This window comes from Sphingomonas sp., assembly GCF_032114135.1.
Lineage (GTDB): Bacteria > Pseudomonadota > Alphaproteobacteria > Sphingomonadales > Sphingomonadaceae > Sphingomonas.
In genome coordinates this window covers 42780-65243 of record NZ_DAMCTA010000003.1, presented here as the reverse complement: position 1 = coordinate 65243, position 22464 = coordinate 42780, and the positions used below count along the sequence as shown (strand labels likewise).

Annotated in this window: 19 protein-coding genes, 1 tRNA gene and 1 pseudogene; 11 read left to right on the top strand and 10 right to left on the bottom strand. The window is 66.7% G+C overall.

Features of this window, described 5'->3' with window-relative positions; all coding sequences use genetic code 11:
- The 3 genes from RT655_RS16070 to RT655_RS16060 form a co-directional block, all read right to left on the bottom strand.
- Positions 1-2592, bottom strand: a complete 2592-nt coding sequence (locus tag RT655_RS16070) for a PAS domain-containing protein (RefSeq protein WP_313538631.1) — start codon at positions 2590-2592, stop codon at positions 1-3.
- The gene (locus RT655_RS16065; RefSeq protein WP_313538629.1) at positions 2589-4298 is read right to left on the bottom strand and encodes a histidine kinase famiy protein; all 1710 of its coding nucleotides are present in this window, start codon (positions 4296-4298) and stop codon (positions 2589-2591) included. The genes RT655_RS16070 and RT655_RS16065 overlap by 4 nt, the downstream gene beginning before the upstream one ends.
- Before the next feature lie 91 nt (positions 4299-4389).
- Positions 4390-5067: an HAD-IB family phosphatase gene (locus tag RT655_RS16060; protein ID WP_313538627.1), complete on the bottom strand. Its 678-nt coding sequence runs from the start codon at positions 5065-5067 to the stop codon at positions 4390-4392.
- A 61-nt stretch (positions 5068-5128) separates the two neighbouring features.
- On the opposite strand from RT655_RS16060, the gene RT655_RS16055 reads away from it, so the two are divergent.
- From RT655_RS16055 to RT655_RS16040, 4 genes are read left to right on the top strand one after another with little or no spacing between them, the layout of a single operon-like run.
- A complete protein-coding gene (locus RT655_RS16055) occupies positions 5129-6238 on the top strand; it encodes an ABC transporter permease (RefSeq protein WP_313538626.1) in 1110 nt (369 codons plus the stop codon).
- Positions 6235-7056, top strand: coding sequence for an ABC transporter ATP-binding protein (locus RT655_RS16050; protein ID WP_313538624.1), 822 nt, complete (start codon positions 6235-6237; stop codon positions 7054-7056). The genes RT655_RS16055 and RT655_RS16050 overlap by 4 nt, the downstream gene beginning before the upstream one ends.
- On the top strand, positions 7056-8021 hold the full coding sequence (locus RT655_RS16045) for an MlaD family protein (protein WP_313538622.1): 966 nt from the start codon (positions 7056-7058) through the stop codon (positions 8019-8021). The genes RT655_RS16050 and RT655_RS16045 overlap by 1 nt, the downstream gene beginning before the upstream one ends.
- A gap of 22 nt (positions 8022-8043) precedes the next feature.
- Positions 8044-8637, top strand: coding sequence for an ABC-type transport auxiliary lipoprotein family protein (locus RT655_RS16040; protein ID WP_313538620.1), 594 nt, complete (start codon positions 8044-8046; stop codon positions 8635-8637).
- Between the two features lie 4 nt (positions 8638-8641).
- On the opposite strand, the gene RT655_RS16035 is transcribed toward RT655_RS16040, so the two are convergent.
- Positions 8642-9529, bottom strand: coding sequence for a peptidylprolyl isomerase (locus RT655_RS16035; RefSeq protein WP_313538618.1), 888 nt, complete (start codon positions 9527-9529; stop codon positions 8642-8644).
- 78 nt (positions 9530-9607) lie between these two features.
- Here RT655_RS16035 and RT655_RS16030 point away from each other — a divergent pair.
- The 6 genes from RT655_RS16030 to RT655_RS16005 all read left to right on the top strand — a co-directional run bounded on the left by RT655_RS16030 (position 9608) and on the right by RT655_RS16005 (position 12006).
- Positions 9608-9698: transfer RNA gene (locus tag RT655_RS16030), tRNA-Ser, on the top strand.
- A 151-nt stretch (positions 9699-9849) separates the two neighbouring features.
- The gene (locus tag RT655_RS16025) at positions 9850-10746 is read left to right on the top strand and encodes a phage integrase central domain-containing protein (RefSeq protein ID WP_313538616.1); all 897 of its coding nucleotides are present in this window, start codon (positions 9850-9852) and stop codon (positions 10744-10746) included.
- A gap of 17 nt (positions 10747-10763) precedes the next feature.
- The gene (locus RT655_RS16020; protein ID WP_313538614.1) at positions 10764-11003 is read left to right on the top strand and encodes a hypothetical protein; all 240 of its coding nucleotides are present in this window, start codon (positions 10764-10766) and stop codon (positions 11001-11003) included.
- Between the two features lie 132 nt (positions 11004-11135).
- A complete protein-coding gene (locus RT655_RS16015; protein ID WP_313538612.1) occupies positions 11136-11474 on the top strand; it encodes a type II toxin-antitoxin system RelE/ParE family toxin in 339 nt (112 codons plus the stop codon).
- Positions 11475-11508: 34 nt separating this feature from the next.
- Positions 11509-11802, top strand: a complete 294-nt coding sequence (locus tag RT655_RS16010; protein ID WP_313538610.1) for a transcriptional regulator — start codon at positions 11509-11511, stop codon at positions 11800-11802.
- 78 nt (positions 11803-11880) lie between these two features.
- The gene (locus RT655_RS16005; protein ID WP_313538608.1) at positions 11881-12006 is read left to right on the top strand and encodes a DUF5131 family protein; all 126 of its coding nucleotides are present in this window, start codon (positions 11881-11883) and stop codon (positions 12004-12006) included.
- Positions 12007-12021: 15 nt separating this feature from the next.
- Here RT655_RS16005 and RT655_RS16000 read toward each other — a convergent pair.
- The 6 genes and pseudogenes from RT655_RS16000 to RT655_RS15975 all read right to left on the bottom strand — a co-directional run.
- Positions 12022-12257, bottom strand: a pseudogene (locus tag RT655_RS16000) (IS3 family transposase); the annotation flags it as partial.
- A gap of 300 nt (positions 12258-12557) precedes the next feature.
- Positions 12558-14192: a tannase/feruloyl esterase family alpha/beta hydrolase gene (locus RT655_RS15995; protein WP_313538606.1), complete on the bottom strand. Its 1635-nt coding sequence runs from the start codon at positions 14190-14192 to the stop codon at positions 12558-12560.
- Positions 14193-14226: 34 nt separating this feature from the next.
- Positions 14227-15546, bottom strand: a complete 1320-nt coding sequence (locus RT655_RS15990; RefSeq protein ID WP_313538604.1) for an MFS transporter — start codon at positions 15544-15546, stop codon at positions 14227-14229.
- Positions 15547-15569: 23 nt separating this feature from the next.
- Positions 15570-16421, bottom strand: a complete 852-nt coding sequence (locus RT655_RS15985) for a 3-hydroxyacyl-CoA dehydrogenase family protein (RefSeq protein WP_313538602.1) — start codon at positions 16419-16421, stop codon at positions 15570-15572.
- The gene (locus tag RT655_RS15980) at positions 16418-18472 is read right to left on the bottom strand and encodes an acetoacetate--CoA ligase (protein ID WP_313538600.1); all 2055 of its coding nucleotides are present in this window, start codon (positions 18470-18472) and stop codon (positions 16418-16420) included. Before RT655_RS15980 ends, RT655_RS15985 begins: the two co-directional genes overlap by 4 nt.
- Before the next feature lie 74 nt (positions 18473-18546).
- Positions 18547-21126: a TonB-dependent receptor domain-containing protein gene (locus RT655_RS15975; protein ID WP_313538599.1), complete on the bottom strand. Its 2580-nt coding sequence runs from the start codon at positions 21124-21126 to the stop codon at positions 18547-18549.
- A 236-nt stretch (positions 21127-21362) separates the two neighbouring features.
- Here RT655_RS15975 and RT655_RS15970 point away from each other — a divergent pair, with 236 nt between their 5' ends.
- The gene (locus tag RT655_RS15970) at positions 21363-22445 is read left to right on the top strand and encodes an AraC family transcriptional regulator ligand-binding domain-containing protein (RefSeq protein ID WP_313538597.1); all 1083 of its coding nucleotides are present in this window, start codon (positions 21363-21365) and stop codon (positions 22443-22445) included.
- Positions 22446-22464 lie beyond the last annotated feature (19 nt).

Here is a 22464-nt window from a genome sequence, read left to right as displayed (position 1 = left end):
TCAGCGTACGCCGAGCAGGGTGAGCGCGCGGGCGAGGTCGGCCTGACGGAAGGGCTTGGGGAGATGCGCAAAGTCGCGCCCCAGCCCTTCGACCCCGGCATAGCCGGAGACGATCAGCGTCGGCAGCGTACCGAACCGCGCCTGCACGATGCGGGCGAGTTCGGTGCCGGTTATTCCCGGCATCAGATGATCGGTGACGAGCAGATCGGGCACCAGGCCCTTGTCGAGCAGCGCCAATGCGGCCTCGGCGGAGTCGGCGAGCTGTACCTGGTAGCCGAGCGCGCGCAGCATCTCGGCCGCGGTGCCGCGCACGATATCCTCGTCATCCACCAGCAGCACCGTACCTGCGCCGTCGTGCGGCTCGTGCCGCTGCGGCGCCTCGACCGCGGCTAGCGCCTCGGCACTGACCGGCAGCCACAGCTCGACCTCGGTGCCTTCGTCGAGGCGGCTCGACAGCCCCATCGTGCCGCCCAGCTGGTTCGCCAGCCCGTGCACCATCGACAGGCCGAGCCCGGTGCCGCGGCCGACGCCCTTGGTCGAGAAAAACGGCTCGATCGCGCGGGCGAGCGTGGCGGCGTCCATCCCCGATCCCGTGTCGCGCACCGCGAGGCGCACATAGCGTCCCTCGACGAGCGGCGTCGGCGCTTCGCGCGCTTCGCCCAGGCTCAGCCGCACTTCCAGCGCACCGCCCTCGGGCATCGCGTCGCGGGCGTTCACCGCGAGGTTGAGCAGCGCCATCTCCAGCTGGTTGGCATCGGCATGGGCGGGCGGAAGCGCTTCGGGCTTCGTCACCGACAGCGCGATCTTGGGGCCGAGCGTGCTGGCGAGCAGCGGTACCATGCCGTCGACCAACGCCGCCATGTCGACCGGCGCGGGCTGGAGCGGCTGGCGGCGGGCGAAGGCGAGCAGCCGCTGGACGAGCGTGCTCGCCCGCTCGGCCGAGCGCATCGCGCCGTCGAGCAGCCGGTGCAGCACCGGATCGTCGCCGCGCTTGCGCAAGATCAGGTCTAGGCTCCCGATGATGGGCGTGAGCAGGTTGTTGAAGTCGTGTGCGACGCCGCCGGTCAGCTGGCCCATCGCCTCCATCTTCTGGCTCTGGCGCAGCGCCGCCTCGGTCTCGTGGAGTGCCGCGGTGCGTTCCTCGACGCGGCGTTCGAGCGTCTCGTTGGCGGCGCGGACGTCGGCGAGCAGCCCGGCATTGTCGATCGCGACCGCAGCCTGCGCAGCGAGGCTGCGCGCCAGTTCCTCGTGCCGGGCAGTGAAGCGGCCCGGCAAGGGATGGCCGAACAGCAGCCCGCCCAGCACCGAGCGATCGCGCGACACCACGGGGACCGCAAGATAGCTGGTGACGACCGGATGCCCCGGCGGCATTCCGTGATGCGGGGCGTTCTGGCCATAATCGGCTTCGCGGGTGACGTCGTCCGAGCGCATCACCACATTGTGGAAGATCGGCCGGAACACCGCGGTCGCGCGCGGGCGGCCGAGCGATTCGAAGCGCGCGCGATCCTCGCCCGAGAGCGTGAACAGGTGGAGCCGTTCGCCGCTTTCGTCCATCACATTGTGGAAGAAGGCGCCGACGCTGGCACCGGTCAGCGCCACCCCGGCATCGGTGAGCATCTGCACCAGCCGTTCGAGATCATGCTCGGCCGAAAGCGCCGCGCCGACGCGGTTGAGCGTCTCCAGCGCGGCCTGGGCGCGGCGTTCCTCGGTGACATCCTCGCACGAGATCGCGATCTGGTGGACCTTGCCGTCCCAGTCGTAGATCGGCACCCAGTTCTGCCGCCAGGTAGAATGGCCGTCGGGCCGCCCCCGCGTCGGGCCGCTCACTTCCACGCCGAGTAGCGGCTCGCCGGCCAGCACCCGAACCAGCGCCGCCACCAGCTGGTCGCTCAGGTCTGGGACGATCTCGCTGACATGGCGGCCGATATGCTCGGCGACGGACAGGCCGTTCCACTCGGCGAGCTGGCGATTGATCCGCAGATAGCGCAGATCGGTATCGAGCACCGCCAGCCCCACCGGCGAGTTGTCGTACATCACCGCGAGTTCGTCCGCCTGCTCGCGGGCGAGCCCCTCGCTGGCGCGCAGCGCCGCTTCGCTCTCGCGCAGCCGGCGATCGCCCTTTACCCGCTCGGTCGTCTCCGAAACGACCGACATCACGCCGCCGACCGAGCCGTCAGCGTCGAGCACGGGGGAGAGCGAAATGTCGAAATAGACGATTTCGCCGAATCCATAGCGTTCGGTGTAGAAGCGGCGGTCGCGCGCCGAGAGCGTCTTGCCGGTCGTCCGCACATAGGCGAGCATCGGCCCCAGTTCGTCCCAGGTTTCCGCCCAATAAGGCTGGGCCGCGTTGCCGAGCGCCGCCGGATGCTTGTTGCCGATCGTCTGGGCGTATGCAGGATTATAGAGCGCGACATAGTCCGGCCCCCAGAAGATCGCGATCTGGGCGTGCGACGGCAGCATCAGCAGCAGCGCGTCGCGCAGGCTGCGCGGCCAGGTCTCGGGCGGGCCGAGCGGCGATTCCGACCAGGCACGCGCAGCGATCAGCCGATCGAGCGGCGTGGCGCCGGCGTCGATGCCCGCCGGCGCGCTCATCCCTCGGCCGGGACGATCGGATTGACGTCGCGACGCGCACCGGGCGTACGCCGATCAAGCGCGGCGCGGATGCGATCCGCCAGCTGTTCGCGGCGATAGGGCTTGCCGATCACGTCGAGGTTGGAGCCGCGCGGGATATCGGCGACCAGATCCTCATTGTATCCGGTGGTCATCAACACCGGCGTGTCCGGATGGGTCTCGCGGAACTGCTCGACCAGCTCGAGCCCGCTCATGCCGCCGGGCATGACGATGTCGGTGAACAGCAGGTCGATCGTCTCGGTCTTGAGCCGTTCCAGTGCCTCTTCCCCGCTCGACGCGAGCACGACGCGGTAGCCAAGTGCCGCAATCTGCTCCTGCGCCAGCGCGCGGACGTCATCGCTGTCCTCGACGAGCAGGATCGTCTCGCTGCCGCCGGTCGTCCCCTGGTGAAGCTCACGCTTCGGCGCGGGCGCGGAAGGCGCGGTGCCGGCCATCGCATTGGCAACCGGGAACAGCATGCGAATCTCGGTCCCTTCGCCGGGCGTGCTGTCGATCTCCAGGCGGCCCAGCGATTGCTGGACGAAGCCATGCACCATCGCCAGCCCCAGTCCCGTACCGCGTTCGGCGCCCTTGGTGGTGAAGAAGGGTTCGGTCGCACGGCGCCGGACATTGTCGTCCATGCCGGTGCCCTCGTCGCGGATGGTGAGGACGACATAGTCCCCCTCGGGCAACTGGTGCATCGGCGCGTTGCCGTTGAGCTTCCACAGCCGCGTCCCGATCGTGACCGTACCGCCCTTGGGCATGGCGTCGCGCGCGTTGAGCAGCACGTTGAGGATCGCCATTTCCAGATGCGTGGGATCGATCTGCACCGCCGGCAGCCGGCGTTCGAGCGCGGTGACCAGCCGGATCTGCGCGCCGACGGTGTTGTCGAGCAGATCGCCGAAATCGTGGATCAGCTGGTTCATGTCGACGGTCTTGGGCTCGAGCCGGGTCTTGCGCGCAAAGGCGAGCAGCTGGCGGGTGAGCTTCGATCCGCGATCGGCGGCGCGCGCGGCGTTGTTGAGCAGCCGCTGGTGCCGGTCGTCCTCGACCTGGCTGGCGACGATGTCGACATTGCCCGACACCACCTGCAGCAGATTGTTGAAGTCGTGCGCCAAGCCGGCGGTGAGCTGGCCGATCGCCTCCATCTTCTGCGCCTGGCGGAACGACTGTTCGGATTCGCGGCGCCGCGTCACATCAAGCTGGCTGGCGAAGAAATAGAGCAGTTCGCCATCGGGCCCGAGCACCGGCGCGATGAACACGGCGTTCCAGAACGAGCTGCCGTCGCGGCGATAGTTGATCAGCTCCAGCGCGATCGCTTCCTTCGCGTCGATCGCGGCGCGCAGTTCGGCCACCGCATCGCGATCGGTCTCGGCGCCCTGGAGAAAGCGGCAGTTGCGACCAAGGATCTCGTGTTCTTCATAGCCGGTCAGGTCGAGGAACGCCTTGTTGGCGAAGACGATCGGATTGTCCGGCTGATTCGGGTCGGTGAGCGTCATCGGCATCCGCGTCATCTGCAGCGCGGCGAAGAACACCGTGCTGCGATCGCCCAGACCTGGGGTGCCGATGATGGCACGCTTCCAGTGATGCGTCGGGTGGTTCCCGGTCGGGCTGTAGGAGGTCGAGTCCTTCAAATCGCCGGCCGATTCGCCGGTCGCGGCAGGCTTTTGCTCGTCGTCATTCTGCACGCGTCTGGCTTCCTCGTGATCACAGCAACCCGCCAGACAAATGCGCGAAACGCCGTTTCGGTTGCGAACCTTCTGGAAGTATAGGGAAAAGTTAGGGCCGCCGCCAGTCGAGTTGCGACCAGCCTCGCGTCGCCGCCAGTTTGGCGAGCGGACCATGCGCGTTGACCGCGAAGGCCTCGTTCGCCCAGCCGAGCAGCGGCGCGTCGGAAACGTGATCCGAATAGGCGCGGACATGGCAATTGGCGCGGTGCAGCCCCGCCGCGGCGAGCCAATTTTCGATCATGTGGAGCTTTACGGGCCCGTAACAGTTCTCGCCCTCGAGTTCGGAGAGAATATGCCCCTGCCCGTCCCGCTTCGCATTGGTGGCGATCACGTCGTCGAAGCCCAGCCTTTTGCCGATCGCTTCGGCATAATAGCGATGCGAGGCGGTCGCCATTACCAGCCGGTAGCCGGCGGCGCGATCGGCCTCGATCTGCACGCGGGCACCTTGGAGCACACCCTTTCGCAGCTCGAGATCGGCAAAGGCCTCGGCCACCGCAGTCATCTCGGCGGGCGGCAGCGCACGGCCGAGCAGCAGCCGGTGCGACACGCGCTTCAGACGCGCGCGGTCGATCCGGCGGCCGAGATAGGCGAGGCCCGCCAGCCCCACCACCGGGAACAGCCCCAGCCGCCACGGCGCACGGGTGCGCGCGACGTGCAGCAGGAACCGCGTCCAGGTCGGTTTCGCGGTGATGGTCTTGTCCATGTCGTAGATGGCGAGGCGTTGCATTGCGCTCTCTAGCCACGGAGGAACTTGCCGTTCCAGCAAGAATCGCGGAAAGGGGGTTTCGATGAGGGCACCCGCCGACTTTGAACGGTCCGACGACAACGGCGAGGCGGTGCTCCGCTTCTCCGGCAATCTTTCGCTTGCCTGCCTGGGTGACCTGCCCGCGCGGCTGGACACGGTGGAGGGCGGCGTCGCGCGGCTCGATCTCACCGATGTCGGCCGGATGGACACGGTCGGCGCCTGGGTGGTCCACCGCTTCGCGCGCGATCGCGGCGCGAAAATCGAAGGGCTGAACGCCGACGAGCAGCATCTGCTCGACCAGGTGGTCGCCGCCGAACATCCGATCCAGCTGCCGCCGCCGCCGCCGGGTTCCGTCACTCGCGCGCTCGACGAGATCGGCAAGGCGGTGATCAATTCGGGCAAGACGCTCTACGGTCTGCTCGGCTTCATGGGGGCGACGGTGCTCGCCTTCTGGCACGTCCTCACGCATCCGCGCCGCTTCCGCTTCAACGCGACGGTGCAGCGCTTCGAGGTGGTCGGCGTCGGCGCGCTCGCCATCATCGGGTTGATGAGCTTTCTGATCGGCATCGTCATCGCCCAGCAGGGATCGGTGCAGTTGCGCCAGTTCGGCGCGGAGATCTACACGATCAACCTGCTCGGCCGGCTGACGCTGCGCGAGCTCGGCATTCTGATGACCGCGATCATGATCGCCGGCCGCTCGGGATCGGCCTTTGCCGCCCAGATTGGCACGATGAAACTGACCGAAGAGATCGACGCGATGCGCACGATCGGCGTGTCGCCGATGGAGGCGCTGGTGCTGCCGCGCGTGTTCGCGGTGGTGTTCATGCTGCCGCTGCTCGGCTTCTATTCCTCGCTCGTTTCCATCTTGGGCGGCGGCCTGCTGTGCTGGGTCGATCTCGGCATCACGCCGATCACCTTCATCCAGCGCATTCACGAGGTGGTGCCGCTCACCGATCTATGGGTCGGGCTGGTCAAGGCCCCCGTGTTCGGCGCGATCATCGCGATCGCCGGCTGTTTCCACGGCATGCAGGTCGAAGGCGATGCCGAACAGGTCGGCCAGCGCACCACCACCGCAGTGGTGCAGGCGATCTTCCTGGTCATCGTGCTGGATGCCTTCTTCGCGGTGTTCTTCACCAATGTGGGTTGGGCATGAACGACGCAGCGCGCGACGACGATCGCGAAATCCTGATCCGCGTCCGCGGCCTGCGCAACGGCTTTGGCGATCAGCTGGTCCATGACGGGCTCGACCTCGACGTGCGCCGCGGCGAGATCCTCGGCGTGGTCGGGGGCTCGGGCACCGGGAAGTCGGTGCTGATGCGCTCGATCATCGGCCTGCAATCGCCGCTGGATGGCGCGGTCGAGGTTTTCGGCGAGAACACGATCGGGCGCGAGGACACCGAAGCGGTCGATATTCGCAAGCGCTGGGGCATCCTGTTCCAGGGCGGCGCGCTGTTTTCGACGCTGACCGTCTCCGAGAATGTCCAGGTTCCGCTCAAGGAATATTATCCGGGGATCGATCCGGCGCTGCTCGAGGAAATCGCCGCCTACAAGGTGGTGATGACCGGCCTGCCCCCCGAAGCCGGCCCCAAATATCCGGCGGAGCTTTCGGGCGGGATGAAGAAGCGCGCCGGTCTCGCGCGGGCACTGGCACTCGATCCGGAATTGCTGTTCCTCGACGAGCCCACCGCGGGGCTCGACCCGATCGGTGCGGCGGCGTTCGACGAACTGACCGCGTCGCTCCAGAAAACGCTCGGGCTCACCGTGTTTCTGATCACCCATGATCTCGACACGCTTTACGCGATCTGCGACCGCGTCGCGGTACTGGCGGACAAGCGGGTAATCGCGGTGGGCACGATTCCCGAGCTGCTGGCGTTGGATCATCCGTGGATCCAGGAATATTTCAACGGACCCCGCGGCCGCGCCGCAGTCGCGGGCGCGAACCGGCCGGTGCATGAGGATAAGAGGGGCTGATGGAAACGCGTTCCAATCACGTGCTGGTCGGCGCGGTCGTACTGATCCTGCTGGCGGTGCTCGCGCTGTTCATCGTCTGGCTGTCGCGGCTGGGCGGCGGCGACGAGCGCCAGTATGACATTTTCTTCAAGCAGTCGGTCGACGGCCTCAGCCGTGGCTCGCCGGTCAGCTTCTCGGGCGTGCCAGCGGGCACGGTGAAGGACATCCAGTTCTGGCGTCCGGATCCAAGCCTGGTGCGCGTGCGCATCAGCGTGCAGCCCGACGTGCCGATCCTCGAGGGCACCAACGCGACGATCCAGGGCAGCTTCACCGGCCCCAGCACCGTGCAGCTGGACGGGGCGGTCAAGGGCCAGCCGCCGATCGAATGCCCGAAGGACAATCCGCGCGCGGCCTGCCCGCTGGGCGTCCCCGTGATCCCGACCAAGGCGGGCGGGCTCGGCGCGCTGCTGAGCTCGGCGCCGAAGCTGCTCGAACGGCTGACCACGCTCACCGAGCGCGTCTCCGACCTGCTCGACGAAAAGAACCAGGCCTCGATCGGCGGCATCCTCGCCAACACCAACCGGCTGACCAAGTCGCTGGCGGATCGCGGGCCCGAGATCGCCGCGACGCTGGCCGAAACGCGGGTCGCGATCCAGCAGGCCGGTGCCGCCGCGCAGCAGATCGGTCAGCTCGCCGCGACCACCAACGGCATGATGGCGAGCGATATCAAGCCGACCATCGCCAATCTCAACGCCACCATCACCTCGGCGCGCAAGAGCGTCGAGACGCTGGATGCGACGATCGGCGATGCCCGTCCGGGGATCCAGGCCTTCTCGAACAAGACGATGCCCGAGGTCGGCCAGCTCGTGCAGGATCTGCGCGAGATGTCGATCGCGCTCACCAATGTCGCGCACAAGCTCGATCAGGGCGGCGCTTCCAGTCTGATCGGGGCGCCTGCGCTGCCCACCTACAAGTCGAAGAAGTGAGGCCGAAGCAATGAGGTTCCGGATGAACAAGCCCGTCATCGCCGCGCTGCTCGCCGTCGTGCCGCTTTCCGGCTGCATATCCTTCGCCGCCAAGCCGCCCGCCTCGCTGCTGACGCTGCAGCCGGCGGCGGTGCTGCCGGCGGGCGAGGTCCAGCAATCGGGCACGGTGAAGGCCGTGACGATCGGCCCGGTCAACGCGCCGCAGGAACTGGCGACGACGCGCGTGCCGGTCCATTCGGGCCCGGGCGGGACGAAGATCGCCTATGTGAAGGACGCGCAGTGGGTCGAAGGGCCCGCCAGCCTCTTCGGCCGCCTGCTCGCCGATACGATCGCCGCGCGGACCGGACGCATCGTGCTCAGCCGCCGCCAGTCGCTCAGCGCCCCCAGCGCGAGCCTGGGCGGCGACGTGCGCAGCTTCGGCGTCGATGCGAGCAGGATGGAAGCGGTGGTGGTGTTCGACGCCGCGCTGGGCCGCGAAGGCACCCAGACCTTCGAGCGCCGCCGCTTCGAGGCGCGCGTACCGGTGACCGCGATCGAGACCGCCGCGATCGGCCCGGCGCTCAACCAGGCCGCCAACCAGGTCGCCGCCGAAATCGCCGACTGGGTCGGCAAATAACCGATCAGGGCCGGCGGCGCACCGCTGCCGGCAGGTCGCAGACGTTCAGCCCGGTCGCCACGGTCGGCGGGGCGGGGTTCTCGCGCAGCGCGATCATCGCGGCATAGCGCGGATTGTCGGCGGCGCGGACCTGGAAGTGCGGTCGCTCGTCCGCGGGTAGCTGGCTGGCAAGCCGCACCCAGACGATGCCGGTGCGTTCGGCCGGGGTGGCATAGACCCCCATGGCAGCATCGCTGCGCGGCAGCGCCGAGAGCAGCTGCATCCCCTCGATGATCCGCCCGACCACCGTATAGTTGCGATCCAGCCGCCGCGCCGACTGACCGATCGGGGTGAACAGCTCGGATCCGGTGCCCGTATCGGGCAACTGGTCGCGCGCCACGCCGACCATCCCGTAGCAATGGGTGAGCCACGCCGCCTTGCCGTCGGTGGCGATCGGCCAGCCATCGGCGGTGACGCCGGTGGCGCTCGCATAGGAGTCGGGATTGGCAAGGCGCTGCGCGGGGGTGAAGGCGCCGATCTCGAACTCGGCCGGGGGGCGGGCGAGGATCTCGGGCGGCAGCGCCTTCTTCTCGGTCGGATCGCCCCATTGCGCGACCCAATTCTCCTGAACGCGGTAGACACTCTCGCCGTCCCACCAGCGCGCCGCCGCGAGCTTGCGGATATTGTTGACGTGCGCAGGAGCGTATCGCGCCGCAAGGCGGATGGCGACCTGCTTGCCGGTGGTGAGCTGGATCAGCAGGACCTCGTCATCGGGAATGTCGCGCCAGTCCTCGGGTGCCGGCTCGGCAGCCGCCGGGGCGGGCCGCGGCGGCATGGACGCCTGGGGGGTGTTCTGGGCGGCGAGCGGCGCGGCGGCGAGGGTCGCGGCGAGGACGAGCAGGGTTTTTGCCATGGGTGAAGCTTGGCATGGCAACGGGCGCTTGCCTAGCCGCCCAAGGAACGGTAGGGCCGCGCCTTCCAGGTATCCTGCGGAGCGGTGGCCGAGTGGTCGAAGGCGCTCGCCTGGAAAGTGAGTATACGCCAAAAGCGTATCGAGGGTTCGAATCCCTCCCGCTCCGCCACCTGCGCCCTTTTTGGGGCTCGCAAAATCCCCCTCAAACTGCTAAAAATACAAGAGAAATCCTAGGTTTTTGATCTCATCGGATTTCGTTCAATTCCACCAGTTCCCACCACAAGTGGTGGGTAAAGTGGTGGGTATTTTGGAGCAGGGTTATGGGAAAACTCACTGCGCTCAAGATACGCTCGTTGGCGGAGCCCGGGCGGTACGCTGACGGCGACGGCCTATTTCTCGATGTCACAGGCAAAGGTACGGGCAGGTGGATTCTTCGCATCCAGTCGAACGGCCGGCGAAGGGAGATTGGCCTCGGTTCTCTAAAGACCGTCTCCCTGTCCGACGCGCGCGATGCAGCTTTCTTGATGCGGAAGAAGATTGCGCAGGGCATCGACCCTGTCGCTGAACGCAAGCAGGAGCGCCAGGTCATTCCGACCTTCCGCAGGGCTGCCGAAATGGTTCACGAGGAACACGAAAAGGCGTGGAAGAACGGCAAGCATCAGAACCAGTGGATCGCGACGCTGAAGACCTACGCCTTCCCCAAGATGGGCGACCGGTTGGTCAGCGAGATCGAAGGGCCGCTGATCCGCGATGTGCTGGCGCCGATCTGGCTGGCGAAGCCGGAGACTGCGCGCCGCGTCCGACAACGCATCGGCACAGTTCTCGACTGGTCCTATGCACGCGGGTTTCGCGCAACCGAAGCACCGATGCGTTCGCTCTCCAAGGGACTGCCTCGGCAGCCCAAGAAGGACAACCACTTTGCAGCTTTGCCTTATGCTTCGGTACCGGATTTCATGGAGAAGCTGGGCGCGCGGGAATCGGTGGGCCGCGTCGCGTTGGAAGCGCTGATCCTGACAGCGGCGCGATCAGGCGAAATCCGGGGTGCGACCTGGTCGGAACTCGACCTGGAAGCAGCGTTGTGGACGATCCCGGCCGAACGGATGAAATGGGGAGAGTGCACGTCGTGCCTCTCGCACCCCAAGCGTTGGCCGCGTTCGAGCGCGCCAAGAAGTTCAAGGCTGGCGCTAGCGACTTGGTGTTCCCCGGTCAGAACGTGAAGAAGCCGCTTTCGGACATGACCCTCCTCAAGATCCTACGGGACATGGATCTCGCGGTGACCGTGCACGGGTTCCGCTCGGCATTCCGTGATTGGGTTGCGGAGCAGACCGACTATTCGGGCGAGATCGCAGAGGCGGCGCTCGCCCACACGGTCTCGAACAAGGTCGAGGCCGCCTATCGCCGGACAGACTTCCTCGACAAGCGAAGGCTGCTCATGCGCGACTGGGCTGCCTTTTGTGCAAAGCCTTCTGTTTGATTCTCTAGCAGAATCTCACGCGTCCTCGATCGACATTGCGATTCGACGATTGTTGATGCGCTCAGTCCGGGGCTGACGGCGACACGGCGCTAGACGAATGGTAACGTTTATGTTACCATCATGAGGTGATAAGTGGTCATAGAGGAATATGTTCAGGAGGACGGCGCCTGTCCCTTTCGTTCTTGGTTTGATGGGCTCGATGCGCAAGCGGCCACGAAAGTGGCGACTGCAATGTTGCGAATGGAGCTAGGCAATACGTCCAACATCAAATGGATCGGTGGCAGCCTTGGCGAATATCGAATCGATTGGGGACCAGGCTATCGGCTCTATCTGACCCAGGACGGCAATGAACTCATCGTGCTGTTCGCCGGTGGAACGAAAAGGCGGCAGCAGGCAGATATTGATCGCGCCAGCGATCTGCTGGCTGAATATAAGGCGCGGAAGGCTGCGCAGAAAAAGGCAAAGAGGTAGGACAGTGGCTCTCACTCGGAATTTCAAAGAGACGGTGAAGGAGCGCGCGAGCCGAGATCCTGCCTTTGCGAAGGCGTTGCTCGACGAGGCCGCAACCCTTTTCCTCAACGGCGAGCCGCACACGGCCCGGTTGATCCTGCGTGATCTGGTCAACGCGTCGGTCGGTTTCGAGGCATTGGCCGTTGAGACCAACAAGCCCAGCAAGAGCCTTCATCGGATGTTGTCCGAGAACGGCAACCCGAGCATGGACAATCTCGCGGCGATCTTCGGCGCCGTGCGCAAACGCCTTGGCGTCGAGATCCAGGCCCATGCAGTCGAGGCGGCATGAGCACACGACAATATCGTTCCAATTTTGTTCTGATTGCGATATAGGCCGGCGACACAGCCGAAACTCGGCGAGGCCGTAATGGCTGAGACGCAGATTGAATGGTCCGGCGCAACCTGGACCCCCGTGGCTGGCTGCAATATTGTCAGCGCGGGCTGCACCCATTGCTATGCGATGGAAATGGCTCGTCGCCTGGAGGCTAGCTGAGCAGCCCCCAGTTTTCTAGACACCTTCCGCCTTCAGAACCTGCTGCCGTTCGAACTGGACGGGCGACAGCATTCCGTTCCTGACTTCCTGACCTGCTTGCGCACCGGGTTGTAGAACATCTCGATGTAATCGAACACGTCCTGCCGGGCTTCCTCGCGGGCTTTGTACGTTCGACGCCGGATGCGCTCCCGCTTGAGCGAGGAGAAGAAACTTTCGGCGACGGCGTTGTCATGGCAGTTGCCGCGGCGGCTCGTCGCCTCCTGTCCTCAAAATTAGGATCCAAGGGATCCAGAAATCTAGGGGCTGCTCACGCCAGCCCATGCAGTGGGTGCGGATGGTGACCAGGACGAAGGGGGCCAATCTGGTCAGACTGAGATTTCGCTTTAGGGTGCGAGACGACTTTAACAGCAGGGGCTACGGGAAGCCATCCGTGGGCGCAGCGCAGACAACGGGGCGGGTCGGTCCGCTTCTCACGCCCTTGGCCGATGCGGAGATCATCGCACTGACACCTGATCGCAGTATGCCTGACGGCGCGGCCATGAAGTATCTACTCACTGCTGAGAAACTTCGCACCGGAAGCTGTCGGCCGCCGCAGTAGATCCCGTGCCCCGATACACGGTCCGCGCCGGATAAGGGCAAAGCGGACGCTGCATCGCGATCACGTCGCCATCGTCATCGGAATATCGTGTCGCGACGATCCTGGCGGGCGCCTCCCCTCCTTCCCTCCAAGCGATCAGTGCCGAGAACATGTCGTGCTGCGCGTCGTCGCAGGGCGGCCGCTGCGGGATGCCCGACGCGGTGTTGAAGGCAACCGGTCCGGTACCGCCGCCGCAGTGCATCATGCCGGGAACCAGGAACAGGCGCGCGATGCCGGCCAGCTTCGCGACTCCGCCCATCTGTTCGGCATGGCGATCGAAGAAGGCAACCGACTGCCCGGGTGGGACGAGCGTGTCGGCAAGGCCATGAAACACGATTAGCTTGCCGCCGCGGGCCGCAAATGCCTCGAGGCTTCCTTGCATCGCGTCATTGACAATGGGATCCAGCCGCGTGTCGACAATTGGCATGTCGCGGTCAACGTCGAAGCGCCGCCAGTCCCAGTCGGGGCCGAACACCCATTGGAACAGCGCGCCGAAGGGGGGCTGGCCGTTGATCGGCTTTTGCAGAAAGGACCAGCCGAACGTGCCCGGCATCTCGCTCCCCGGCAGCCAGCCGAAATAGGCGGGCTTGCCGTCGCGGCCGGTGGGGCCGGCATAGAAAGCGCGCGCGGTGGCAACCTCGCCCTCGGTCAGGCAGGTGTCGGATGCCGCGCCGTTGCACAGCAGCACCTGTGGATCGAACGTGCAGCGCAAGGGATCGGAAACGAACGGGTCGCCGGCCAGCCCGCGGCCCTGCCGCCAGCAGCTTGCGATCGCGGTCTTGTGGAGAAGCTTGAGCTTGGCGTCGGAGAGCAGATGCCCCGGCGCGCGATTGGCCGCCGCATAGTCCCACAGAACGGCGGCGTGACCCCAGGTGCGGTTCATCACCGGTGCGCCCACCAGGATGCCGTCATAGTCGCCGGGATAGTAGAGCGCCTCGATCAGTCCCATCTGCCCGCCGGTCGAGCAGCCGGTGTAGTACGCCTTCCGTGGCGCCTTCCCGTAGAAGGCCTTGGTGATCGCCTTGCCGGCGACGGTCATCACATGGGTGGAAAGCCGCCCCCAGTCGCGCCACTTGCGCGGCTGACCGGCGAGGGCCTCGCCCTCGAGCGGCGTGGCGGGCGCGGTACCCGTATCGGTGGTCGCCGTCGCGAAGCCGCGCCTTAGCCCCTCGACCATCCCCGGATAGCCCAGCACGAAGTTGCCGCCGAACCCGCCGCTGCCATTGCCGTGGAACACGCCGTTCCAGCCCTGCGCGGGAAGCCACAGCTCCACCCCCACATCCGAGCCGGGTTCAGCGCGCACACGGGCGACGACGCGGCAAAAGCTTCGATAGCCGGGCACGTCGCCGGCGGCCGTGGACTCGGTGGGCTTGGCGGGCACCATGGCCGCGCTCAAGATGGTCGTGTCGGGCAGCTTGAGGCGCATCATTGCCGCGCAGCGGATGCCGCCGTCGGCGAGAGGATCACCCGCTTCCGCCCACGCAAGATGAGGGACCAGCGCGCCGATCGCGCTCGCGGCTAGAAGGGCGAGGCAGTGCTTGGGTTTCATGATCCTCTCCAACGATTCCGATCTGTTGCTTCGGCTAGACGCATGCTGCACCGGCGGGGGATGATCGGCGGATCAGCCGCGCGAGCCACAGGAACAGCGCGGCGGCGACGAGATACATTGGCGCCAGCGCGAAATAGGCCGCCTGCAGGGCATGATCGCCATAGGTGGGGCGGAAAAGGTCGCTGGCGATGCCGACATAGGTCGGTCCGAGGCCGAGGCCGATGAAGTTCATCACGAGGAGCAGCAGCGCACCCGAGATGACGCGGCGCTCAGGGGCCACTTCACTCTGGACGAAAGTGACGGTCGCCGAGAGGAAGAAGGAGTTGAGGAACATCGGCACCGCCAGAAAGGCCAGTGCGACCTGCCAGCTCGGCGCCCAGGTGAAGGCCAGGAAGAAGGGCAGCGCCAGGACGAGGGAAGCGGCGGGCACGTTGGCGTAGGCGGTCTTGCTGCGCCGCGCGAACCGATCGACGATGCGCCCCGAGGCATAGATGCCCGCGCTCATCCCGATGCCGACGACGAGCGCATACCAGAGCGCCACTTCCTGCAGCGTCATCCCCTTTTCGCGCATCAGGAACAGCACGGTGAAATTGAGCAGGCCATAGGTGATGAAGTTGCCGGCGCCGCTGGCGAGCGACGCCATCAGCAGCAGCGGATTGCGGAAGAACCGCGCGATGGTTGCGGCAAAGCTTTCGAGCACCGGCGTCGGCGCCGAAGCTCCAGGACGACCGTCGGTAGCGCCGCGCTGCGGCTCGCGGACGAGCCAATACACCGACAGCGCTGCCGCCACGCCCACCGCACCGATCGCGTAAAAGGGAAGGCGCCAGTTGAAAGCGGCTGCCAGCGAGGCACCGAAGGCAACGCCGAGCGCCGAGCCGATCGGCGGGCCCAGATTGAAGATCGCCATCGCCGTCGTCCGCCGCGTGCGCGGAAAGCTGTCCGAGATGATCGCATAGGATGGCGGCACGCCGCCGGCCTCGCCGACGCCGACCATCATCCGCGCCACCACGAGCTGCGGGTAGCTGCCCGCCATGCCGCAGGCGGCGGTCGCCGCGCTCCAGATGGCGCAGGCCGCAGCGAGCACCTTCACGCGGCTGGTGCGATCGGCGAGCCAGCCGATCGGGATCGCGATGAAGCAATAGAAGAGCGCGAAATAGAAGCCGGTGAGCAGGCCAAGCTGGCCGTCGGTGATGCCCAGCCCCTCCTGGATCGGCTTTGCCAGGATCGAGATCAGCTGCCGGTCGAGGAAGTTGAGCACATAGACGAAGCACAGCATGGCAAGCGTAATCCGCGCGCCCCGCACCGGCGTGGAGCCGCCGCCGGGCGCTGCCCCCATGGCTTGCGCGTCGATCATCCGCTGTTCCTCTCCAGCATCGTCTATGTCCGGTCCGTCGCCAGCCAGCCGGGTCGCTTCGTACCGCCACCATAGCCCGCGGCGACGCGCTGTTTGAGCAATGCCGGCGGGCGGAAGCGCTCACCATAGGCATCGTGCAGGATCTGCTGCACCTGCAGGCAGAGGTCCGACGTGACGATGTCCATCAGCGCGAACGGGCCGATCGGATGTCCCAGGCCCAGCCGACATGCAACGTCCAGGTCGGCCGGAGTGGCCACGCCCTCCTCGACCAGCTTTACCGCCTCGATCAGCAGCGCATGCAGCATCCGGTTCACCGCGAAGCCGGCAACATCCTTGATCCGCACGGGCTGCTTGCCGAGCCCGGCAAGCACGGCGATGACCTCGTCCACGACTCCATCGTCCGATGCGAAACCGGGGATCACCTCGACCAGCGTCATTCGCGAGACGGGCGAGAAATAATGGGTGCCGAGGAAGCGAGCCCGACGCGCCGGCGTCAGGAACGCTGCCAGCGTCGAAATCGGCAGCGTCGACGTGTTCGATGCAAGGATGCACGTCGGGGCGCAGGCTTCGTCCAGAGCGCGCAACACCGCGGCTTTGGCGTCGAGCGACTCGTACACCGCCTCGGTGACCATCGCGCAGTCGGCCATTGCCGCAATGGCATCGACCGGAACGATCCGGGCAAGCGCAGCCTGAGCCACATCGGCGGCGTAGATCTGCCGCGCGACACCCTTCTCGAGGATACCACCCAGCCGAGCCAGGGCGCCGGCCAGCGCACTCTCGCTGGCATCGTGCAGCAGGACCTCGTGCCCGGCCAAGGCGAAGACCAGCGCGATCTCCGCGCCCATCAGTCCGGCGCCGACAACGCCGACATTCATGATGCGTCTCCCATGTCAGACGAGGCGCCGGAGCGACGCTCGCGTAGCCAGCGCTGCGCCTGTTCGATGTACCAGGGCAGAAGCTCGGGCGTGGCCGTCGCGTCGGCATGCACCACCTTGGCGGCAGCCCATCCGGCGAACAGCCGCTTGATCGGAAGCTCCTGCTTCTTGCCGGAAAGCGTGCGCGGGATCCCGGGCGCGGCGATCAGCAGATCGGGCACGAAGCGGGGCGACAGACTGGTGCGGATCGCTGCGGCGATCGCCGCTTCCATCCGCGTGTCGACCGGCTGGTTCGCGGGTACGACGAACAAGAGCAGCTGGCTGTCGCCCTCCGCATCCTCGACATCGATGATCATGGTGTCGGCGATCTCGGGCAGGTGCTCGACCGCGGCATAGATTTCCGCGGTCCCCATGCGCACCCCATGGCGATTGATCGTCGCGTCGCTGCGGCCCGAGATCGTGCAGCTGCCGTCGCTGACGATCGTCAGCCAGTCCCCATGCCGCCACACGCCCGGCCATGCGGCGAAATAAGAATCGCGGTAGCGACTGCCGTCCGCATCGCCCCAGAAATGGAGCGGCATGCTCGGAAACGGACGTGTGCACACCATCTCGCCCACCGTGTCGATGACCGGCCGGCCCGCCTCGTCCCAGGCTTCGATCGCGGCACCCAGATGGCGGCATTGCAGCCGGCCGGGCGTGTCGGGGAGTTCGGGATTGCCGGCCAGGAACGCGGCGGCGATCTCGGTGCCCCCGCTGACGTTGCACCACCAGATGCCGGGTCGTCCGATGGCGGCGAACTGTGCCGTTCCCCAGCGTTGCACATCGGGCGGCAGCGGCGATCCGGTGCTGCCGAGCGCGCGGATTCGGCTCAGGCCGGGAATGCGCGCCAGCGCGGTCCCTGCCTTGCGGCACTGGCCGAAGAAGGCGGCGCCCGCGCCGAACCAGGTGACGCCGCTGCGCACTGCGAAGTCCCAGAGCCGTGTCCAGTCGGGATCGGCCTTGGTACCGCTCGGCGAGCCGTCGAACAGGCAGATCGTCGTGCCGCTGAGCAGCCCGCCAACCTGGATGTTCCACATCACCCAGCCGCTTGCGCTGTACCAGTGGAAGCGATCCCCGCGCGTGTTGGCTTGGTAGCTCGGGCCAAGGTCGAAATGCAGCCGACCTGCGGCGGTCGCGAGCACGACGCCGCCATGGCCGTGGACGATCGCCTTGGGCAGTCCGGTCGTGCCGCTCGAATAGAGGATCCACAGCGGATGGTCGAACGGCAGCCATAGCGGTTCGAACGCCGCGACGGTCGCGTCTTCGCGCGCCGTTGCGGCGGCGAAGTCGATGGCGTCGGACACGTCGTTCGCGCCGCATCCGGTGGACACAAGCAGGACCGTTTCGATGCACGGTAGCTGTTCGCGAATGGCGGCCACGGCGGCGCTCCGATCGAGCGCCTTGCCCGCATAGAAGACGCCGTCGATCGCGATCAGCGCCTTGGGCGCGGTCTGGCGCCAGCGGTCGAGCACGGCAGCGGTGCCCATGTCGGGCGAGCACAAGGTCCAGATCGCGCCCAGGCTGGCGCAGGCGAGCAGCCCCACCACCGCCGCGGGAATGTTGGGCAGATAGGCGGCGACACGGTCGCCCGGCACGATGCCGCGTGCGCGGAGCGTGAGCGCGAGCGACGCCACCTGCCGCCGCAATTCTCCCCATCCGATCGCGACGCTGCCACCGCTCTCGTCCATGGCGATGATCGCCGGCTGGTCCGCGGCGTCCGCGGCGGCGGCATGGCGGAACACATGCCGCGCATAGTTCAGCTGCGCCCCGTCAAACCAGCGCGTGCCGGGCATGGGATCGTCGGTCAGGACAGCGGCGAACGGCGTCGGTGATTCGATGCCGTCATAGTCCCAGATGCTGCGCCAGAACCCGTCGAGATCGTCGACCGACCAGCGGCGCAGATCCTCGTAGGTGGCGAAGTCCCGTCCCCGCGCCGCCTTCAGCCAGTCGCGGTAAAGGCGGATCTGCGGGATCGGAGCCGGGACGTGCACGCTGGTACCGGGAGGGGTCATCGAGGTGGCAAACCTTGGCTGTTGGTGAGATCGCGAGCGGCGCTGCGCGCGGTCGGCAGCGCCGCTCGGGCGGGCTAGAAGGATGTCCGCAGACTCATCGCGGCATAGCGCCCGATGGGGTTGTACGCGCCGCCGATGCCGTCGGTGCCGGGGAAGAAGGGCGGCGTGGCGTCGAACAGGTCGTTCACCTGCAGCGCGAGCTCGGTCCGTTTGGCGAACGCAACGTCGGGCAACCGCACCGTCAGGCGCAGGTCGACGGTGGTGTAGCCACCGGCCGTATAGAGGCTCGAGCCGGTGGGCGTGGCATAGGATGCGGTCACGCCCGAGCGGTGGTTGACGAAGTTGACGAACGTCACCGGCCCGGCGGTGAACCCGAGCGTGGTGCGCAGCGTGGTCCGCGGTATTCCCGCGTCGAGCGAGTCACTTTCGGGCGAGGTGGGCGACAGGCGGTTGGTGTAGTTCAGGATGTAGTTGCCGGCGATGCCGCCGAAGATCGTCCCGAAGCCGGTGGCATGGCGGTACCGCACGTCGAAATCCAGGCCGCTGGTCTTGCGGACGCCGAAATTGCCCTGCCGCAGGTCGAGGATGTTGCCGATCGTCGGGACGGCCGCGAAGGTGTAGAAGAAGGGCACGGTATCGGCGATCGCCGCGCCCACCTGCGCCGGCGTGGGGTTGCGGACCACCCGGGAGGCGAAGGTGGGGTCGCTGAACAGCAGCGCGCCGAGCCCCGAAGGCGTCGCAATCACATCGTCATATTTGATGTCGTAGAAGGTAACGCTGGCGCTCAGATTGGGCACGAACCTCGGCTGCAAGTCGACGCCGAGCGACCAGGTTCGCGCGGTTTCGGGCTCCAGAGTCCGGTTGCCGCCGTACAGAAGGATGGTGTTGACCTGGGTCGCGCCGCGCGCCGGATCGCGTGCGCCGAACGCGTCCACCAGCGCCGCTGCGGAATAATAGGAGCCGACGGTCGAGCCGAGATCGCGCAGCCCGGGCGCGCGGAACGACCGTCCATAGCTGCCGCGCAGGTTCACGCCGACGATCGGCTCCCAGGTGACGCCCAATTTCGGATTGGTGGTCGAGCCGAAGTCGCTATAGTGATCGTAGCGCCCCGAGAGCGACAGGGTGAGGCTGCGGGCGAGCGGCGCGGCGTTGCCCTCGCCGAACAACGGCACGAAGAGTTCGCCGAACACCGACTGGACGTTCCGCCCCAGGTTTTCGGGGAAGCCGACGCCGCCACTCGATCCGCGCTGGGTATAGGTTTCGCGGCGATATTCGGCGCCCAGCGCCACCTTGAGCTTGCCCCCGGGCAGGCTGGCAAGCGGGCCGTCGATCTTCACCGCGCCGATCTCGAGGCGCTGATGGTTGGTGAAATCGGTCGGATTGTCGAGGATCGCCGCCACGACGGCGGGGTTCGTTCGCGTACCGAACGGATCGAGCGCCGTGGCGGTCGTGGAGCCGGCTGCGGCAGCGGTCAGCGCCGTCGTGTTGATCCCGGGCTGGAAGGTATCGTTGCGGGACCAGTTGATCGTGCCGAAGGCGGTCGCCTTGAAGTCGCCGGGCAGATCGACGTCGATCCCAGCGGTCGCGTTGCCGGCGCGCACCCGGAAGCGCTGGTCGAAATGGTCGGCGCCGACCAGCCGGTCCGGCCGGAAGTCGACATATTCGAAGAGCGTATTCGTGCCCGGCGGCGCGCGGAAGAAGGGATTGGCGGCGGTGAGCAGCACGAAGGTCTGCCCGGGCAGCGCTGCCTGCACGATGTCGCGACGGTCCGAATAGAGGAGATCGGCCCAGGCGGTGACGCGGCTCGACAATTTCTGTCGCCCCGATACGAGCACGCTGTGCGTGCGGTTCTCCGGCAGCAGATCGACTGCCCCGCGCGGATCGCAAGTGTTGATGCCCGGCGCTAGGCTGGGCGCGGCGTAGATCGTGCCGGTGAACAGATTGACGTTCGCGTCGGGGCACACCGTAGAGCGCGTATCGACACCGCCGACGGTGCGGAAATCGAGCGAGCGATAGCCGCGGTTCGCGCCGGTGATGTTGCTGTTGTCCTGATATTGATAGGCGGCGACGATCGATCCGCTGCCCCAGTCCTTGCCCGTGATCGCCCCGGCATTGAACGCGTGGTAATCGTCCGCCATGCCATAGCGGACATTTGCCTCCAGCCCGGAGACGCGCGTGCGGGTGATGAAGTTGACCACCCCGGCCACGGCATCCGACCCGTAGACCGCCGAGGCGCCGTCGGCGACGATCTCGACCCGTTCGATCGCCAGTTCGGGGATGAACGGATAGTCCGGGCTGGTCTGCTGGGTGCTGCCGGAAATCAGGCGATGGCCGTTCATCAGCGGCAGGGTGGCCGCGCTCGGCAGGCCGCGCAGGCCGGGCGCGAAGGAGCCGAGACCGCCATTGCTCACGCGCGGGGCGGTGTTGAAACTGTTGAGCTGCGGCACCGTCGCGAGCAGTTCGGGGGTGCTCGCCGCGCCGATGATCTTGGCATCTTCCCGCGACACGCTGATCAGGCCCGATCCGGTCGGCGGAACGCCGCGGATGCTGGTCCCGGTGACGACGATCACGGGTTCGGCCTCGGCGCTGCTGTCCTCGGTCTGATGTGCTGCTTCGGTGCTCTGGGCATGCGCAAGCGCCGGCAGACTGAGCATCACCGCCACGAGTGCGGACCGGCGGCACAGACGCGCGCGCGAACGCGCAGATCCTGCTGGATACGACATCATTTCCTCTCCCCGCATGGGCTATTCTTGGATGCGGACTTCGCCGCTGCCGTACTTTGTCGGCTTGATCCCTTGCTTATGGTCTGGAAGACAGGCGGGTAAGCGCACCGGCGGACATCGCTGTGTCTTTAGCGGACATGTCGGGCAGAAAATGGAGAGGGATTGGCATGCCGGCCGAGGAGGATGATGCCGCGCGGATGCGCAGCGGGCGGGCCGGGTTTCCGTTGCTCAACCAGCGCATCTTCGCGCCGTTCAAGATCGCGACGGTCATCGATGCGGTGGCGCGGCGCGGCATGACGGCGGAGACGGTGCTGGCGCGCACCGGGCTGACGCTGGCCGATGTGCGCGATCCCCATACGCTGACCTCGATTGGCCAGTATCTGGCCGCCTGCGAGAATATCGTGGCGGCCGGCGCGGCGCCGGCCGACGCCTTCGCGATCGGCGCCAGGCTGCATCTCTCCGCCTACGGCATGTACGGTTATGCGCTGATGTGCTCGCCGACGATGCGCGACTTTTTCGATTTCGCCGTCCGCTACCAGCCCCTCGCCACGCCGACCGTGCGGCTGGAATGGCGCGCGGAGGGCGATGTGGCGGTGTGGCAGTTCCGCGAGATCTATCGGGAGGTGATGAGCAGCGAGGTGCGCACCTTCCTGGTGCGGCAGCAGATGAAGATGACCTTCACGCACATTCGCGACACCGCAGGGACCGACAATCTCCCGGTTCGCGCGCTCTTCGCCTTGCCGCGGGACGCGCATGCCGCGGAGGATGCACGCGAGCTTTCCTGCCCCTGCACCTACGACGCGGCGGCGAACGAACTTCATTATCGGATCGGCATTCTCGAGCAGACGCCCGAGCTGGGCAATCGATTGACCCGGATCATGCTGGAGGAAACCTGCGAGCGGCTGATCGGCCAGTCCAGGACATCCTCGGGCCTCTCCGGCGAGGTGTACCAGATCCTGTTGAACGCCCCCAGCCGGTTTCCCTCCATGGAGACGGTCGCGGCGCATCTGGGCTTGCAGGAGCGGACGCTCCGCCGTCGCCTTGCCGCCGAGGACTCGAGCTATGGCGGGATCGTTGACGACGTCCGGCGCCGATTGGCGATCGAATATCTCCAGACGACGCGGATGAGCGTCGACGATGTTGCGTGGAAGGTAGGCTTTAGCGACGGCGCGAACCTGCGACGTGCGATCCGGCGCTGGACCGGCAAGACCGTTGCAGGCATCCGCGCGAGCAAAGCGGAACCCGCCTGAGCGCCGGACAAGGCGCGAC